Source organism: Nereida sp. NH-UV-3 (genome assembly GCF_042939535.1).
GTDB lineage: Bacteria > Pseudomonadota > Alphaproteobacteria > Rhodobacterales > Rhodobacteraceae > Nereida > Nereida ignava.
Genome location: NZ_CP132157.1, coordinates 101,285 through 118,757, shown reverse-complemented (window position 1 = coordinate 118,757; position 17,473 = coordinate 101,285). Strand labels below are relative to the sequence as shown.

15 protein-coding genes are annotated in these 17,473 nt (G+C 56.4%); 10 read left to right on the top strand and 5 right to left on the bottom strand.

Features of this window, described 5'->3' with window-relative positions; all coding sequences use genetic code 11:
* Positions 1-81: 81 nt before the first annotated feature.
* Positions 82-1,590 (top strand): anthranilate synthase component I, encoded by a 1,509-nt coding sequence (trpE, locus tag NeNHUV3_RS00560; RefSeq protein ID WP_391481806.1) that lies wholly within the window; start codon positions 82-84, stop codon positions 1,588-1,590.
* Positions 1,591-1,614: 24 nt separating this feature from the next.
* On the opposite strand, the gene NeNHUV3_RS00555 is transcribed toward trpE, so the two are convergent.
* Entirely contained in the window at positions 1,615-2,976 is a 1,362-nt protein-coding gene (locus NeNHUV3_RS00555; RefSeq protein ID WP_391481804.1) for a divergent polysaccharide deacetylase family protein, read from the bottom strand.
* A 154-nt stretch (positions 2,977-3,130) separates the two neighbouring features.
* Here NeNHUV3_RS00555 and NeNHUV3_RS00550 point away from each other — a divergent pair, with 154 nt between their 5' ends.
* The 6 genes from NeNHUV3_RS00550 (at position 3,131) to lexA (ending at position 7,975) form a co-directional block, all read left to right on the top strand.
* The gene (locus NeNHUV3_RS00550) at positions 3,131-3,742 is read left to right on the top strand and encodes an anthranilate synthase component II (RefSeq protein WP_391481802.1); all 612 of its coding nucleotides are present in this window, start codon (positions 3,131-3,133) and stop codon (positions 3,740-3,742) included.
* On the top strand, positions 3,739-4,758 hold the full coding sequence (gene trpD / locus NeNHUV3_RS00545) for an anthranilate phosphoribosyltransferase (protein ID WP_391481801.1): 1,020 nt from the start codon (positions 3,739-3,741) through the stop codon (positions 4,756-4,758). The genes NeNHUV3_RS00550 and trpD overlap by 4 nt, the downstream gene beginning before the upstream one ends.
* Positions 4,755-5,567 (top strand): indole-3-glycerol phosphate synthase TrpC, encoded by an 813-nt coding sequence (trpC, locus tag NeNHUV3_RS00540; protein ID WP_391481800.1) that lies wholly within the window; start codon positions 4,755-4,757, stop codon positions 5,565-5,567. Before trpD ends, trpC begins: the two co-directional genes overlap by 4 nt.
* A complete protein-coding gene (moaC, locus tag NeNHUV3_RS00535; RefSeq protein ID WP_391481799.1) occupies positions 5,564-6,046 on the top strand; it encodes a cyclic pyranopterin monophosphate synthase MoaC in 483 nt (160 codons plus the stop codon). Before trpC ends, moaC begins: the two co-directional genes overlap by 4 nt.
* Positions 6,043-7,215, top strand: coding sequence for a gephyrin-like molybdotransferase Glp (gene glp, locus NeNHUV3_RS00530; RefSeq protein WP_391481798.1), 1,173 nt, complete (start codon positions 6,043-6,045; stop codon positions 7,213-7,215). The genes moaC and glp overlap by 4 nt, the downstream gene beginning before the upstream one ends.
* Before the next feature lie 64 nt (positions 7,216-7,279).
* Positions 7,280-7,975: a transcriptional repressor LexA gene (gene lexA / locus NeNHUV3_RS00525; protein ID WP_074842058.1), complete on the top strand. Its 696-nt coding sequence runs from the start codon at positions 7,280-7,282 to the stop codon at positions 7,973-7,975.
* On the opposite strand, the gene NeNHUV3_RS00520 is transcribed toward lexA, so the two are convergent.
* Positions 7,969-10,110 (bottom strand): ComEC/Rec2 family competence protein, encoded by a 2,142-nt coding sequence (locus tag NeNHUV3_RS00520; protein ID WP_391481797.1) that lies wholly within the window; start codon positions 10,108-10,110, stop codon positions 7,969-7,971. The two genes, lexA and NeNHUV3_RS00520, sit on opposite strands and share 7 nt — an antisense overlap.
* Before the next feature lie 75 nt (positions 10,111-10,185).
* On the opposite strand from NeNHUV3_RS00520, the gene gltX reads away from it, so the two are divergent.
* The 3 genes from gltX (at position 10,186) to NeNHUV3_RS00505 (ending at position 14,158) form a co-directional block, all read left to right on the top strand.
* Positions 10,186-11,580 carry a glutamate--tRNA ligase gene (gene gltX / locus NeNHUV3_RS00515; RefSeq protein WP_391481796.1) on the top strand — a complete coding sequence of 465 codons (1,395 nt, stop codon included), beginning with the start codon at positions 10,186-10,188 and terminating at the stop codon, positions 11,578-11,580.
* Between the two features lie 88 nt (positions 11,581-11,668).
* Positions 11,669-12,964 (top strand): citrate synthase, encoded by a 1,296-nt coding sequence (locus tag NeNHUV3_RS00510; protein ID WP_048599066.1) that lies wholly within the window; start codon positions 11,669-11,671, stop codon positions 12,962-12,964.
* 174 nt (positions 12,965-13,138) lie between these two features.
* The gene (locus NeNHUV3_RS00505) at positions 13,139-14,158 is read left to right on the top strand and encodes a calcium-binding protein (protein ID WP_391481794.1); all 1,020 of its coding nucleotides are present in this window, start codon (positions 13,139-13,141) and stop codon (positions 14,156-14,158) included.
* Between the two features lie 3 nt (positions 14,159-14,161).
* Here NeNHUV3_RS00505 and NeNHUV3_RS00500 read toward each other — a convergent pair whose 3' ends face one another.
* The 3 genes from NeNHUV3_RS00500 to NeNHUV3_RS00490 all read right to left on the bottom strand — a co-directional run bounded on the left by NeNHUV3_RS00500 (position 14,162) and on the right by NeNHUV3_RS00490 (position 17,469).
* Positions 14,162-14,938, bottom strand: coding sequence for an enoyl-CoA hydratase-related protein (locus tag NeNHUV3_RS00500; protein ID WP_391481792.1), 777 nt, complete (start codon positions 14,936-14,938; stop codon positions 14,162-14,164).
* A 114-nt stretch (positions 14,939-15,052) separates the two neighbouring features.
* Positions 15,053-15,520 (bottom strand): cytochrome c-type biogenesis protein CcmH, encoded by a 468-nt coding sequence (locus tag NeNHUV3_RS00495; protein ID WP_391481790.1) that lies wholly within the window; start codon positions 15,518-15,520, stop codon positions 15,053-15,055.
* On the bottom strand, positions 15,517-17,469 hold the full coding sequence (locus NeNHUV3_RS00490; RefSeq protein WP_391481789.1) for a heme lyase CcmF/NrfE family subunit: 1,953 nt from the start codon (positions 17,467-17,469) through the stop codon (positions 15,517-15,519). The genes NeNHUV3_RS00495 and NeNHUV3_RS00490 overlap by 4 nt, the downstream gene beginning before the upstream one ends.
* Positions 17,470-17,473: the final 4 nt, after the last annotated feature.

Genomic DNA, 17,473 nt, shown 5'->3' with positions numbered 1-17,473 from the left:
AAAATATCGGCGGCTGCGCACCTGCGCGGCCCCGCCCCCATTTAACACCGTGCGCTTTAGATATGCGCAAAGGACACCATCATGACCCTGACCCCAAGCTATGATGATTTTGCGGCACAGTTTGAGGCCGGCAAAAACCAACTGGTCTACACGCGCCTTGCGGCTGATCTTGATACGCCCGTGTCGTTGATGCTGAAACTTGGGGGGGCGCAAACCAATAGCTTTATGTTGGAATCCGTCACTGGCGGTGAAGTGCGCGGACGATATTCGATCATTGGGATGAAGCCTGATCTGATCTGGCGCTGCACAGACCAAAAGGCTGCCATCAACCGCGAGGCCCGCTTTGACGACGACGCTTTTGTGGCGGAGGTTGATGATCCGCTGACATCTTTGCGCGCACTGATTGCTGCCTCAAAGATTGATCTGCCTGATGACTTGCCTGCGGCTTGTGCGGGGCTTTTTGGGTATCTTGGCTATGACATGATCCGGCTGGTTGAGAACCTGCCAAACATCAACCCCGATCCGTTGAACGTACCCGACGCGATCATGCTGCGCCCGTCTGTTGTGGCGGTGCTCGACGGGGTGAAAGGCGAAGTTATCCTGGTCTCCCCTGCGTGGGTCTCAAGCGGTCTGTCCGCCCGCGCAGCTTACGCCCAAGCAGCTGAACGTGTCCAAGATGCCCTGCGCGATTTGGACCGCGCCTTACCCGCAGACACACGTCAAATGCGTGACCAACCTGCACCGGCAAATGCTGTGTCGAACTTTGCCAAAGACGATTACAAAGCCGCCGTGGAAACCGCCAAGGATTACATCCGTGCGGGCGACATCTTCCAATGCGTGCCTTCACAGCGCTGGACCCAAGACTTCAAAGAGCCGCCCTTTGCGCTTTATCGCAGTTTGCGCCGCACCAACCCATCGCCATTTATGTTCTTTTTCAACCACGGTGATTTTCAAATTGTCGGCGCCTCGCCCGAGATTTTGGTGCGCGTCTTTGACGATGAAGTTACCATCCGCCCCATTGCGGGCACCCGTCCGCGCGGCGCAACACCTGCTGAAGATCAGGCAAACGAAGATGATCTTTTGGCAGACCAAAAAGAATTGGCAGAGCACCTGATGTTGCTCGATCTGGGCCGCAACGACGTGGGCCACGTGAGCCAAATTGGAACTGTGCGCCCCACCGAAGAATTCATCGTCGAGCGCTATTCCCACGTCATGCACATCGTGTCGAACGTTGTGGGCAAACTGGCCCCTGAACATGACGCGCTATCGGCGTTTTTCGCAGGTATGCCAGCGGGGACTGTATCCGGCGCGCCGAAAGTACGGGCGATGGAAATCATCGACGAGTTAGAGCCCGAAAAGCGCGGCATCTACGGCGGCGGTTTGGGGTATTTCTCAGCGGGCGGCGATATGGACATGTGTATCGCCCTGCGCACAGCCGTCATCAAAGATCAAAAGCTCTATATCCAAGCGGGGGGCGGTGTGGTCTACGACTCTGAGCCCGAATTTGAATATCAAGAGACCGTTCACAAATCGAACGCGATCCGCAAAGCGGCCGCCGATGCAGCGCGGTTCGGGTCTGGCAACGGCTAAGGGCTTCACGCAAGGCCCCTGTCTCTATCGGGCTTGCAGCACCACGGAGACAGGCACCAGTGAGACACGCGATGCGCGTTGTCCCTGCCCCCATTGCAAAATCGCCTCAACAGTCTCGGGGCGCGCGCGGGCAACCAAAACAATCGCGCCTTCTTGGGCCGCCTTGAACGCTGCCTGATCAAGAAAACGGCGGATCACCGCACCGTCTTGCCCGTCAGGATCAAGATCGCGAAAGACCTGTGCCGTGGGAACATCCTTTTGCGCCGCAACACGACCAAAACTGTTTAGACCCGTTTGATAGGTCATCACGCCCCAGCCTTTGTCCGCCGCAATATCTGTCACTTGGTCGCGCAAATCTTCGGCGCGCTGCAAGACACCGTCGCTTGTCTCAAAAATACCAACAGCTTCAGGGACAGCTTGTGACACCGCTTCAAAGGCCACTTCCAAATCTGCGGGCGTGGCAGTGGGCAAAACATCAACCAATGACAGCACTTCAAGGTCCGCGCTTCGGTAGAGGGCGGCGCGTGCAGTTGCAGTGGGCGCCGTTGCTTTCACCCCGAATGATACGGGAAATGGAAAGCTGTTGATCCCCGCCAAATCAAGCGTTGAGGTGCCATCGTCCAGCAAAACCAGCGCCATCAAGGGTTTGGTGGGATCAACGTCAGCGGGGGCTGCAAAATCGACAATCGCGCGGCCCGTTGGGGTAACTTGGGGCAACGCGCTGGCGGCAACCTCATCCTCAGGGGCCGTGTCTTGCTCGGCAGAGCGGTTCACTTTCACACCTTCGGCCAGATCACCGATTGTGCCGCCAGAGCTTTCAAAGCCCACCTCAGGTTTGTCGCTGGGCAGATCAACCGTTTCAGGCGCTTCGGTTACCTCGGGCGCAGATGCTTCATCAGTTTCGGGTGCCTCAACCGGAGCTTCATCCGCAGGCACAGCACTGCTTTGAGTATCAACCGCAATCGGCGCGGAACCATCTTCGTCGCTTGGCGCAGTCGGCGCAGCCGCTTGTGGCGCGGGCAGAACGGGTGCCTCAACCTGTACTTCAACACCAAGGGGCGCTGCCGCAGCGGGGCCTTCAACGCCACCACTTTGCCCCCCGATCACAGGGCGCGCTGCGGTCTGCGTGTCTGCATCTGGTGCCGCCACTTGGGCCTCGGGGACATTCACCGTTGGGGCTGCATCACTTGGCGTATCAAGAACGGGCGGCAGCACAGTTGGGGCCACATCACCCACAATCGGCGCCGAAGCCACAGGTGCGGGCGCGTCAGTTGGCACTGCTGTCGGAGGCGTTGTGGCAACCGGAAACGCAAGATGCGCACCAAGCAAGCCCGCTGCGCCAATCGCCGTGCCCCAAAAGGTTCCTGCCAATAATCCGCGTGCCACGTCTCAAGATCCTCTAATTTCTTGCCCAAACCGGCGCATTCCGCCCTCGCCCGTCTTGACCTCAGTCTTATTCCCTGACCATCTATAACCCCACAGCCATGCGCCGCGTAACCCCTTTTCGGTGCTCAACCTTTTGCCCCACGGAGGCGCAGCGATGCTGCTCTTGATCGATAACTACGACAGCTTCACGTACAACCTTGTCCATTATGTGGGCGGTCTTGGGGTGGATGTGAAGGTCGTGCGCAATGATGCGATCACGGTTGATGAGGCGATGAGCATGGGCGCAGAGGGGATTTTACTCTCGCCCGGGCCGTGTGATCCGGCCCAAGCAGGCATTTGTCTTGCGCTGACAGAGGCCGCCGCCGCCGCGCAATTGCCGCTTTTGGGTGTCTGCCTTGGGCACCAAACCATTGGTGAGGCGTTCGGCGGCAAAGTTGTGCGCCACTCAGAGATTGTGCACGGCAAAATGGGCACGATCCAACACAAGAACAAAGGCCTCTTTGCAGGACTGCCCCAGAATTTTCTGGCGACGCGCTATCACTCGCTTGTGGTTGATGCACCAAGCCTGCCCGATGCGCTTGAGGTGACTGCTTCCCTTGAGGACGGCACTATCATGGGGCTACAACACCGCCAATTGCCAATCCACGGGGTGCAGTTTCATCCGGAATCGATCCGATCTGAGCACGGTATGGCGTTGCTTAAGAACTTCACTGACCTGCTGCCAAGCAGTGCCAAAACACTCACCGCCGAGGGAGCACACCCATGAGCGATCAGATGAAACCCCTGATTTTCGGGGCCTCCGAAGGCCCGCTTAGCCGTACACAGGCGGAAGTCGCATTTGAGTTGTTGTTTGAGGGACAAGCGACAGACGCGCAAATTGGCGGGCTGTTGATGGCCATGCGCGCCCGCGGCGAAGCTGTTTCTGAATACGCGGCCGGTGCGGCTGTCATGCGCGCCAAATGTAACGCGGTCAACGCCCCCGCCGGCGCGATGGATATCGTGGGCACTGGTGGTGACGGCATGGGCACGCTCAACATTTCAACGGCCACGGCGTTTGTTGTTGCAGGCGCAGGGGTGCCCGTGGCCAAACACGGCAACCGCAACTTATCATCACTGTCAGGTGCGGCGGATGCGCTTGGGCAAATGGGCATCAACGTCATGGTCGAAGCGGACGTAGTAGAACGGGCCATCGCGCAAATCGGCATCGGCTTTATGATGGCACCAATGCATCATCCCGCGATTAAACACGTCATGCCCGCGCGTCAGCAGCTTGGCTGTAAAACGATCTTCAACATCTTGGGCCCGCTGACAAACCCCGCAGGTGTTACGCGGCAACTGACCGGTGCCTTCGCCCCCGATTTGATCATGCCGATGGCCGAAACACTGCTGCAGCTTGGTAGTGAAAAAGCGTGGCTTGTGCATGGCTCGGACGGGACAGATGAGTTGACTATCTGTGGCACCACGGCTGTGGCTGCCCTAGAGAACGGCAAGATCACCTCTCGCGAAGTGCACCCCGAAGACGCAGGCCTGCCCGTTCACCGCTTTGCTGAAATTCTGGGCGGCACACCGGAAGAAAACGGCGATGCGTTCCGCGCGCTTCTTGATGGACAGCCGTCTGCGTACCGCGATGCGGTGTTGTTGAACTCTGCCGCGGCGCTGATTGTTGCGGACAAAACCGACAGTCTGAAAACTGGCGTTGAAATGGCCCGCGAAAGCATCGATAGCGGTGCAGCAAAATCAAAACTTACCGAGCTTGCAAAGCTCACGTCGGAGGCCGCATGAGCACGACCATTCTGGATAAAATCAAAGCCTACAAACTTGAAGAAGTGGCCGCGCGCAAAGCCGAAACCACCTTTGAAGCCGTAACAGCGCTGGCCAAAGACGCGCCTGCGCCGCGTGACTTTGCAGGTGACGTGATTGCTGCCACCAAAACCGGTTACGGGCTGATCGCCGAGATCAAAAAGGCCTCCCCTTCAAAAGGGTTGATCCGCGAAGATTTCAACCCGCCCGCCTTGGCCCAAGCCTATGAAACCGGCGGCGCGACCTGTCTTTCTGTGCTGACCGACGGGCCAAGCTTTCAGGGCGCTGACGCATTCCTGACAGCCGCACGCAGTGCGGTCACCCTGCCCGCATTGCGCAAGGACTTCATGTATGATCCATTCCAAGTTGTGGAGGCACGCGCGCTTCACGCTGACTGTATCTTGATCATCCTTGCCTCCGTATCAGACACCCAAGCGGCCGAGCTTGAGGCCGCCGCGACCGAATGGGGTATGTCGGTTTTGCTTGAGGTCCATGACGCCGAAGAGCTTGAGCGCGCTTGCCTGCTGAAATCCCCGCTGATGGGCATCAACAACCGCAACCTCAAAACGTTTGAGACCACTCTTGATACAACACGCACCCTGTCAAAGATGGTGCCAGCAGACCGCACGATTGTGTGTGAAAGTGGCCTGAACACCCCCGCCGAGTTGGCCGATATGGCAAGCTATGGCGCGCGTGCGTTCTTGATTGGTGAGAGCCTGATGCGCCAGTCAGATGTGGCCGCTGCCACCAACGCACTTATTGGCAATCCCGTTCCACCAGTGTCGTCATGACCCAAGCAAAGCTTACGCATTTTGACACCGAAGGCCGCGCACAAATGGTCGATGTGTCGGACAAAGCTGAAACATCGCGCATCGCCGTGGCCGAAGGCTACATTAAGATGTCACCCCAAACTCTTGAAATTGTGAACGAAGGGCGGGCCAAAAAAGGCGATGTGATTTCTGTCGCACGTCTTGCGGGCATCATGGGCGCAAAACAAACCGCTTCACTGATACCACTGTGTCACCCGCTTCCCATCACAAAAGTTGCTGTCGATTTGGTAGCTGATGCGTCCCTACCCGGGCTACGCATCACCGCCGAGGTCAAAACCAAAGGGCAAACCGGCGTCGAAATGGAAGCGCTGACCGCCGTCAGTGTCGCGGGGCTTACCGCCTATGATATGCTGAAGGCCGTTCAAAAAGACATGGAAATTGGCGCGGTCCGCGTCACACTGAAAGACGGCGGCAAGTCCGGCAGGTTTACCGCGCCGTGATCACCGTTGCCCAAGCACTTGAGGCGGTGCTTACCCTTGGCACACCGCTTGAGACCGAAGTGGTCCCACTACGTCACGCATCAGGTCGTGTCCTGCGCGAAGCTGTCACGGCCGAGCGCGCTCAACCGCCTTTTTCCAGCTCAGCAATGGACGGTTACGCCATTCAAGACGCCGACCATGCTGCGGGCAACACCTTGCGCGTTATCGGGGAAGCCGCCGCAGGACACCGATTTGAGGGCGTCGTTCAGCAAGGTCAGGCAGTACGTATTTTCACCGGCGCGCCGTTACCCCACGGCGCAACGCGCGTCGTTATTCAAGAAGATGTAACTGTGGGCGACAGCAGCATCACGCTTGGGGCGTCTCTTGAGGCGGCAACACATATCCGCCCCGCTGGTGGTGATTTCAAACGGGGGCACGTTGTCAAAGCCCCCAAAAGGCTGACACCCGCTGACGTCGCCCTTTTGGCTTCAATGAATATCTCCGAGGTAACTGTGAGCCGCAGACCCGCAGTGGCATTGTTGGCCACTGGTGACGAGTTGGTCATGCCCGGTGAAGCGCCAAACGATGACCAAATCATCGCGTCGAACACCTTTGGCCTTGCAGCGATGTTGGAAGCCGCGGGCGCAACCGCCCGGATGTTGCCGATCGCGCGCGATAATCAGGCGTCCTTACGCCAGTCGTTCGATCTGGCGCGCGGTGCCGACCTGATCGTGACTGTGGGTGGCGCCTCTGTTGGGGATCATGATTTGGTGGGCGCTGTAGCCGCTGACATGGGACTTGAACGCGCGTTTTACAAAGTCGCCATGCGCCCGGGCAAACCACTTATGGCTGGAAAAATAAACGGCATGGCGATGCTGGGTCTGCCTGGAAACCCCGTGTCAGCCATGGTTTGCGGTGAGATATTTCTTAAGCCATTGATTGATCAGATGCTGGGCCTGCCTGCCACTGCACGCGAAACAATCACAGCCCCAACCAACAAAATCATTCCCAAAAATGGCCCGCGCGAACACTATATGCGGGGGCGTTACCGTGACGGCACCGTCAAAGTATTTGATCGCCAAGACAGCAGCTTACTCAAAGTTCTGCACGTCGCGAATTGCCTGATCAAACGCGCGCCAAACGCCCCCGAGATCGCCGTTGGTGCGCCCGTTGAGATCATCTTGATCTAAAGATTGACACAAAACAAGAACATCGATAGAACATCTGTAAACAAAACGCTTACAGGGGTGCATTATGCTGACTAAAAAACAGTTGGATTTACTTGAGTTCATTCAAGCACGTGTTCAAAAAGACGGCGTCCCCCCCAGTTTTGATGAGATGAAAGAAGCACTGGATTTGCGGTCAAAGTCGGGGATTCACCGTTTGATCACCGCCCTTGAAGAGCGCGGTTTTATCCGCCGCTTGGCCCATAAAGCCCGTGCGTTGGAAATTGTGAAACTGCCCGAAAGCATGGGCGGTGCCCCTACTGCCGGCTTCACACCCAAAGTTATTGATGGTGACCGACCTGATCAGACGCCACCACGGGCGCAATCTGTGCAAATTCAAGCAGTTGAATTGCCTGTAATGGGTAAAATTGCCGCCGGTGTACCGATTGAAGCGATCCAACATGCCTCACACAACGTGGCTGTTCCCGGAACAATGCTGTCGGGAAACGGTCATCACTATGCGCTTGAAGTTAAAGGCGATTCAATGATCGACGCGGGCATTAACGACGGTGACGTGGTTGTGATCCGCGAGACATCTACGGCAGACGACGGAGACATCGTTGTGGCCTTGGTCGAAGATCAAGAAGCAACCCTAAAGCGTCTGCGCAAAAACGGAGCATCAATTGGGCTTGAGGCGGCAAACCCTGCGTATGAAACACGCATTTTGCCCGCCGATCAGGTGAAAATTCAGGGGCGTTTAGTGGGTTTGATCCGCAGCTACTGATCAATTCGCCAAAGGTTTTTGCCACGTAGATCGGCCTCAATTTGAGCGTGCACATTAGCTAGCGCTGTCGGATCGTGCGCGCTCCAAGGTCGATTGCCAGAGATCCCATTTGCGGTTTGGATGCGCCAATTTACAGATCCACTCTGTAAACTGGCTCTGCTAAGTTGCTCCGTTTGCCGTGCATAGATTGCGACACTGCCAGTCATGCGCAGCATGTCTTGTCCCCAAATAGCACAATCACTGCTCTCAGGCGCTTGCACTTTCACAATATAAACATCCTCAAGATCACAGCTTTCCAGCAGGCCGATTTGTCTTTTTCCAACTAAATTGATGATTACACTATTAGGCAAGTTATCCGCCAAGTCACCACGATCAAATGACAACACCCCATCGTTTTCGAGCCAGTTTTGAGCGGCAAACCCCTCCCCCTTCTCACGGCTTAACCGCCGTGTCCCGTCTTGCATAATGCCCACTAAGCCGCCGGAACTCGCGATTAACACATCCGGACGTTCTGACTTGCCCCATCCAAACAACGCGCAGCACACGACGAACACTCCTGCCCATTTTCCACGCCCTACCCAAAGCACAGCGACCACCCCGCCAAAGCCGATCAGCGGCAAGACCCACAACGGCGGGGACGGTACACCAGATACAGCACCGTTCAGCGACGCAAAAAACGCAGCTACTTGCAGGATCCACCAACAGCCAACCGACATTACTTTAAGCCCGATCCACCCCAACCCGATCGGGGCCAAAAGGGCGCTTAACACCGCACCCGGGATTACAATGGCGCCCATCACTGGGACTGCGATCACATTGGCAAACAGGCCCACGTGGACAAATTGGTTAAAATGCGCAGCCGCCACCGGCGCTGTGGCCAAGCCCGCCACCGCAGAGGTTATCACCACTCCCGCTACGGATTTCACAAAGCGCGACCGCCGTTCGAGCCATGCAATCGGACGGTCTTTTAGCACCCGAAACACCACCACAAGCGCGATGGTCGCCGCGAACGACATCTGAAAACCGGGCCCAACCAATGCTTCTGGGCGCAGCAGCAACACGATTAGCGCGGCTGTGGCAACGGACCGAAGGCTTAGCACACGCTGGTCCAAAACGACAGCCAACAACATCACCAACGCCATGACAAACGCCCGTTCTGTTGCGACCGAGCCACCAGAGATTGCCAGATAAACCGCTCCCGCCGCCATTGCGACAACTGCCGCGATTTTCTTTGTCGGCAGCCGCAACGCGAGGCTTGGGATCAACGCCAGCCCACCGCGCACCAACGCGAACACAAACCCCGTTAGCAACCCCATATGCAGGCCAGAAATCGCCAAAAGATGCGCCAAATTCGTCCGACGAAGATTTTGCAGAACCTCTTGGGGCATCGCGGAACGATCGCCCGTAGTCACCGCAGTTGCGAAAGCACCAAGCTCCGGCGCCATATCCCGCTGCACCGTTCGGGAAATTTTCTGCCGTAACGCGGACGTAAATAGCCCCACCCCGCTTCGTTCGGCAGGTAACAACGTAAGAACTTCGGTGCGGGTATAGCCAAAACCGCCCAACTTCAAAAACCACGCGTGGCGGCGAAAATCAAAACCCTGAGGCTCAACAGGACCATTGGGTGGCGACATATTTGCGGTCAGCAGAACTATCTGACCAATCTCTAACGCGCCATGTTCCGCGCCCTGCTCAGCCGCGTCGCCGTGCAGACTAACCCGAACGCGGCGTGGTGTGTTCTGCGGAGGCAGTCGCGCCATCACAACGCGGTCCATTGTCAGCCGCTTAGCATCGGACGCGCTTTTATCGATGTGGATAATGCGGCCCTGTACGCTGCCGTAACTACGCCATTCAAGCACGGGGCCCGCCACAAAATGCGAGCGCGCCGCCGCCGTTAAAAAGCCAGATAAAATGACAAAGGTCAGCACGAGAAGTGGCGCAAACCTTGGGGTTAGAAACGCTGCGGCAGCCAGCGTTACAGCACTAGCCGCCACCAGACCAAGCAGCATAAAATCTGGCTCGAATAGTAAGCCAAAATACGCACCGATACCGCACGCAAAGGCCACGGGCACCCACAAAAAGACCCGTTCACGCTGAACTGCGAATGCTTCGACCAGAAGGGCCGCTGCCGCCACTTGTCACCGCCTTCCCGCCAGATTAGACCGATGCGCAACTGCTCCCCTATTCTCTTGCTAAAAGGTTAATTCCACATGACCGTCGTGACCCGTTTCGCCCCATCGCCCACTGGTTATCTGCACATTGGTGGCGCGCGGACTGCGCTGTTTAACTGGCTTTACGCGCGCGGCCGTGGGGGCAAATTCTTGCTGCGGATCGAAGACACTGACCGCGCCCGTTCAACCCCCGAAGCAACTGCAGCGATCTTGCAAGGGATGGCATGGCTTGGCCTAGACCACGACGGCGACGTCATCAGCCAGTTTGAGCGCGCCGACAGACATGCAGAAATCGCCAACACCCTGCTGGCCGAAGGCAAAGCCTATAAATGCTTTGCTACCCAAGATGAAATTTCCGCGTTCCGCGATGCGGCCCGTGCTGAGGGAAAAAGCACGCTGTACCGTAGCCCGTGGCGTGACGCCCCTGCGGATCAGCACCCCGATGCACCCTTTGTGGTCCGCATCAAGGCCCCTCAAGATGGCGCCACAGTAATCCACGATGAGGTCCAAGGCGACGTCAACATTCGTAACGACCAGCTTGATGACATGATCTTGCTGCGCAGTGATGGCACGCCCGTCTACATGTTGGCGGTGGTTGTGGATGACCATGATATGGGCGTGACCCACGTTATTCGCGGGGATGATCACCTCAATAACGCGGCGCGTCAGATGATGATCTATAACGCCATGGGCTGGCCGGTGCCGACATATGCGCACATCCCCCTGATCCACGGCCCCGACGGTAAAAAGCTGTCCAAACGCCACGGCGCGCTTGGCGTTGAGGAATATCAGGTCATGGGCTATCCGGCCGCCGGTATGCGTAACTATCTCGCCCGTTTGGGGTGGAGCCACGGCGACGATGAGGTCTTCACAGACACCCAAGCGCGCGAGTGGTTCGACCTTGGTGGCATTGGCAAAAGCCCTGCACGATTGGACTTTAAGAAACTGGAATCAATCTGTGGCGCACAGATCGCTATGGGCGATGATGCCGCATTGCGGCAAGAAGCAGAGGCATTTTTGGCCGCAGCAGCGCTTCCTGCGCTTACTGACGCGCAGTCAACTGCATTCGAGCGGGCGATGTATTGCCTTAAAGAACGTGCCAAGACATTCCCGCAACTTATTGAAAAAGCGCACTTTGCGCTTAGCGCGCGCCCCTTCGATATAGAAGAGAAAGCGGCTAAGGCACTTGATACGGTATCCATTGGTATACTGAAAGAATTGACGCCGCAGTTGCAAGCTGCTAGCTGGGAGCGTGACCAACTGGAGGCCGTGGCCAACGCGCTTGCGGCATCGCACGACATCGGTTTTGGCAAGCTTGCAGCGCCGCTGCGTGCCGCCCTTGCCGGACGTGCAGCCACACCATCGGTCTTTGATATGATGCTGGTTTTGGGCCGCGAGGAAACTCTCGCGCGCTTGGGTGACGCAACACAATAATAGACGGAGCCGTTTACAAATCTGTAACGAAGCCCGCTCAACATACGAAAATGGCGTACTGCGCCGCTGCTGGATAATGAGGGAACATATGGCCGAAACGACAAAGAACGCGACGCTTACTATTGGCGACAAAACAATCGAACTGCCGATTTACTCGCCTACTGCGGGTCCTGACGTGCTCGATATCCGCAAACTTTACGCCCAAGGCGACGTGTTCACCTACGATCCCGGCTTTACTTCAACTGCGGCGTGCGACAGCACCATCACATTCATCGATGGCGCCAAGGGCGAGCTGCTGCACCGCGGCTATCCTATTGATCAGCTCGCGGAAAAATCACACTACCTCGAGGTGTGCTATGTCCTGCTGTACGGCGAGCTTCCCTCCGCGGCCGAGTTGGAATCGTTTGAGAGCATGGTGACAAACCACACCATGCTGCACGAGCAGATGATCAACTTCTTCCGTGGTTTCCGCCGTGACGCGCACCCGATGGCCATCATGACCGGCGTTGTTGGTGCAATGTCTGCGTTCTACCACGACAGTACCGACATCACTGACCCGCATCAGCGCGAAGTGGCAACGATCCGTTTGATCGCCAAAATGCCAACAATCGCAGCGATGGCGTTCAAATATACTGTCGGTCAGCCATTTGTGTATCCGCGTAATGATCTGGATTACGCGTCGAACTTCCTGCGTATGTGCTTTGCGGTGCCTGCCGAAGATTACGAAGTGAACCCGATCCTGAGCCGTGCGATGGACCGTATTTTCACGCTACACGCAGACCATGAGCAAAACGCATCAACATCGACTGTGCGTTTGGCATCATCTTCTGGCGCGAACCCGTTTGCCTGTATTGCGGCCGGTATTGCGTGTCTTTGGGGCCCTGCCCACGGTGGTGCGAACCAAGCATGCCTCGAAATGCTTAAAGAAATCGGCAGTGTTGACCGCATTCCTGAATTCATCGCCCGTGCGAAAGACAAAGACGATCCCTTCCGCCTGATGGGCTTTGGTCACCGTGTTTACAAAAACTTTGACCCCCGTGCGAAAGTTCTAAAACAATCTGCGGATGAAGTTCTTGATCTGCTTGGCGTAGAGAACAACCCGATCCTTCAGGTCGCCAAAGAGCTTGAAAAACAAGCGTTAGCCGATCCGTATTTTGCAGACAAGAAACTGTTCCCGAACGTGGATTTCTATTCAGGCATTATTCTTGAAGCGATGGGCTTCCCCACATCCATGTTCACGCCGATCTTCGCCCTGGCCCGGACTGTTGGCTGGATTTCACAGTGGAAAGAGCAGATCAGCGATCCAGCGCTCAAGATCGGTCGCCCTCGCCAACTTTACCAAGGCGAAACCCTGCGCGATTACGTGGACATCGAAAAACGCTAGGCTTTCTGGCAAGCAGACATAAAAAACGCCACCGAAGAACATCCTTCGGTGGCGTTTTTATTTGAGTATTTTTGACCAAAGCGAAGACAGCCTGCTGTCACTTAAACGAACGAACTTGCATTAAAGGGCTAATTGCATATCCTGTGCGGGTATTTTGTTCTCAGGTTGCCCGCCATGTTGGCTCTTGCTCTTTTGCTTCTTATCCCTCTTGCCCTTGATGTGGCGCTTATTGATCAGTCACTTGATGCGCTGCGTAGTGACGATGACACGGGCGGCAGGTCTGAGGATGAGACCATCGATGAGCCCCCTCAAACAACAACCGACACAATTCGTCTTGGCGACCAGTCTGATGACTTTGAAGGCAGCTTTCGTGGCGAGACGATTTTCGGCAATTTAGGGGACGATAAGATCGACGGGCGCGGCGGGGACGATACGCTTTTTGGGGGCTCTGGGAACGATCTGTTTGACGGCGGCGCAGGTGATGACGCCCTGAACGGCAATGTAAACGACGACATTCTAGCCGGTGGTCCAGGGGCAGATACACTGCGGGGCGGCAACAATGACGACACACTTTTTGGGGATAGCGGTTCTGACCTGTTGCTCGGTGAGACCGGCGACGATGTGTTGATTGGCGGCGTAAATGCCGACGTTCTGAATGGCGGCGGCGGAACGGATGTGCTGTGGGGTGGTGCCATTTTTGATAGTGATACTCTTGAGACGGACAACCTTTCAGCGCTGCAATCTGGACCACCGCTAATCACCCGTCCGGAAGGTGAAGCACCCACTTGGGGCAGCAATTTCCGTGATGACGGCGTGGAAGACAAGCTGACCGGCGGGGCTGGCACTGACACGCTATTTTTGGCACGAAATGATATCGGCACAGGTGGCGGTGACGCGGATGAGTTTGTCTTGCTGCTGGAGCCAAGTAGCGATGATGGCAGCGCAAGCGAGACATGCACGCGCGTCACTGATTTTTCAAACGACGATGTTTTGATGATTGCTACGCAAACCGGCGCGCCCGACCCTGCGGTTAGCGTTACCCAAACAGGTACAGTCGTGACTGTATTCGCCGATGATTTCAAAGTTGCGGAGGTACAGCTTGGACCTGAGTTTGACCAAAACGCACAGCCCTTTGAGAACTATATCGAGTTGGTCAGTTACAGCCCGCCTGTCGTACTTGCCCCGCCTGTCTGATCCCTAACGGCCTTCGAACTTTGCAGGACGCTTTTCAAGGAAAGACAGCACGCCTTCTTTGAAATCACGCGTTTCACCACAAGCCCCCTGAAGCGATGCCTCAAGGCCCAATTGCGTTTCAAGGTCATTGCCAAAACTGGCCCGAAGCGCAGATTTCACATGTTCATAGGCAACTGTCGGCCCCTTGGCTAAATGCGCGGCACGTGCACGCCAATGGGCCTCAAATTCGGCATCGGACACAGCTTCCCAGATCATGCCCCAATCACTTGCTTGCTGCGCAGAAATGCTCTCACCAAAAAGTGCGGCTCCCATGGCTTTGGCCATCCCCATTTGGCGCGGCAGATAGTATGTACCACCCGCGTCAGGGATAAGCCCAATGCGCGTAAACGCTTGAACAAAAACAGCCTTTTGAGACGCAATCACAACATCCGCTGCCAGAGCCAGATTTGCACCTGCGCCCGCTGCCGCACCGTTTACTGCCGCAATCGTTGGAACAGGACACTCAATAATCGCACGCAGCATCGGGACGTATTCGTCGCGCAAGGTGCGCTCAAGATCAAGCTGGGCGGCTGAACCACCGTCGCCCAAATCCTGGCCCGAACAAAACGCATCCCCCGCCCCTGTCAGGACAACAACACGGGCCTCGGTACCAGCTTTTTTCACAGCATGGGTGATCTCGGCGCGCATCTGACCGTTCAAAGCGTTCTTCACCTTTGGGCGGTTCAAAGTGAGCGTCGCAACACCGTCGTTTAGCTCATATTCCAGCGCGTCATACATCATGGGAGCATCCTCATTAATCCATTCATTAGAAGGCACAATAGGGCCATGCGCCAGAGTTGCCAGAGGAACTGGGCACTGTGCGCAAGAACGTCACGACATCGCTTTTGTGCCAGCTTATTTATTCAGCAGCTCAGTGAGGCGTTTTGTTTCATCCGCGCTTAGCTCATCCGCAGGTACAGGAGCTGCGCGCCCGCGCAAATAGGCCGCAGCCCCAATGCCGCCGATCAAAAGCATCGCAGGTCCTGCAAGCCACAAAATTAGGGTTGAGCCTTTTGCGGGCGGGTTGAGCAAAACAAACTCGCCGTACCGCGCAACAATGAACGAAAGCGCCTCGTCGTTGCTATCCCCTGCCGAGACACGTTCGCGGACCAGCAGGCGTAGATCACGCGCCACTTCCGCATGGGATTCGTCGATGCTTTCGTTTTGGCACACAGGGCAGCGAAGTTCTTTGCTGATAACCCGTGCGCGCGCCTCAAGCGCGGGATCATCCAAGACTTCGTCGGGTTGCACTGCAAACGCAGGCATGGCCATCAAAACGATCAGCCCAACTAATCCGCACAGGCGTGAAGCAACTGCGATCATGACGTAACCGCCTTTGACCGCTGACCACCTGCAACACGCATCCGCCGATCCGTCAGCGACAACGTACCACCGAGCGCCATAATGATTGCGCCCGCCCAAATCCAGTTGGCGAACGGCTTGATATAGGTGCGCACCGCCCATCCCCCATCATTCTGAGGATCACCAATCACAACGTAGAGGTCACGCAAAATACCGTTTGAGATTGCCGCCTCAGTCGTGGGCATATTCGCCACCGGATAGACACGTTTTTCAGGGAACAAATGCGCCACTTCACGGCCACCGCGGTACAGCTTCATCTCTGCCATGGTTGAGATGTAATTCGGTCCTTCAACTTCGCGCACATCGATCAGCTCAACCTGATGTTGGCCAACTTCAAAACGGTCACCGATCTGTGCAATACGAATATCCTCGATCTGCCAAGCAAGCATCGCGGCGATTCCGAAGGTGGTAATTCCCATGCCCGCGTGGGCAACGGCCTTGCCCCAATCGGCGCGAGGCAGCCCTTTGAGGCGCGCGATTTTGTTGGCTTTGCCCGCCCTCTGCCAGATTTCAAACGCAGCCCCCAACACGAGCCACGCGCCAAGGATCACACCAATTGGTCCCAACGCAGAACCGCCAGTTTGGATCGCAAATGCCAATCCCCCCAAGGCCACCGACACCACCAAAACAGGCATCAACGATACAGTGATCCGCTTTAGCTTGGCCCTCTTCCACGACATCAGCGCACCGACAGGCAAGATCACCGACAAAGCGACCATGAACGGCGTGAAAGCTGCATCAAAAAACGGGGGACCAACGCTGAGTTTGCGGTCAAAGAACATCTCCGCCACGAGGGGCCAGATGGTGCCGATAAAGACGACGAAACAAGCAACCGCCAGCAAAATGTTATTGGCGACCAATGCGCTTTCACGGCTCACGACAGAAAAGACACCCTTGGCCTCCATCCGCTCTGCGCGCAGGGCGTAAAGCACCAACGCGCCACCCATGAAGATACCCGTGATCAGCAACAGATAAACACCGCGTTCAGGGTCTGTGGCAAACGCATGAACAGAAGTCAGAACGCCCGAGCGCACAATAAATGCGCCAATCAAGCTGAACCCGAAGGCAAGAATAGCGAGCAGAATGGTCCAGCTTTTCAGCGCCTCGCGCTTTTCAACAACAATGGCGGAATGCAGCAGTGCCGCCGCAATAAGCCAAGGCATAAAGCTGGCGTTTTCGACGGGATCCCAGAACCAAAAACCACCCCAGCCAAGCTCGTAATAGGCCCACCATGACCCTAACGCGATGCCGACAGTCAGGAAAACCCACGCTGTCAAAGTCCACGGACGGACCCACCGGCCCCATGCCGCATCGACTTTTCCCTCAATCAACGCAGCAACGGCAAAGCTAAACGCCATGCTGAGCCCGACGTAGCCCACGTATAGGAATGGCGGGTGAAACGCGAGGCCAGGGTCTTGTAAAAGCGGGTTCAGGTCTTGCCCGTTGAGCGGCGGAAACGCCAAACGTTCAAAGGGGTTAGACGTAAAAATGAGGAAGATAAAAAATGCAACTGCGATGGCTGATTGCACCGACAGGACGCGGGCCTTCAACCGTGGCGGCAACCCTTGGCCAAACCAGCCCGCCATCGCACCAAAGAGCGTCAGGATCAAAATCCACAAAAGCATAGACCCTTCGTGGTTCCCCCATACGCCCGACACTTTGTAGAGCATCGGCTTGGCTGTGTGACTGTTGAGCGTGACCACTCTGAGGCTAAAATCCGAGATCACGAACGCGTAAGTAAGTGCGGCAAAACTGGCCAGCGTCAGGCCAAATTGAACAGTTGCCGCGGGGGTGCCCGTTGCCATCCAGCCAGCCCAATTCTTTTGTGCACCAATCATCGGCACGATCATCTGAAAAACGGCCACCATCAGGGCCAAAATCAGGGCGAAATGTCCAAGTTCTGTAATCATAAAC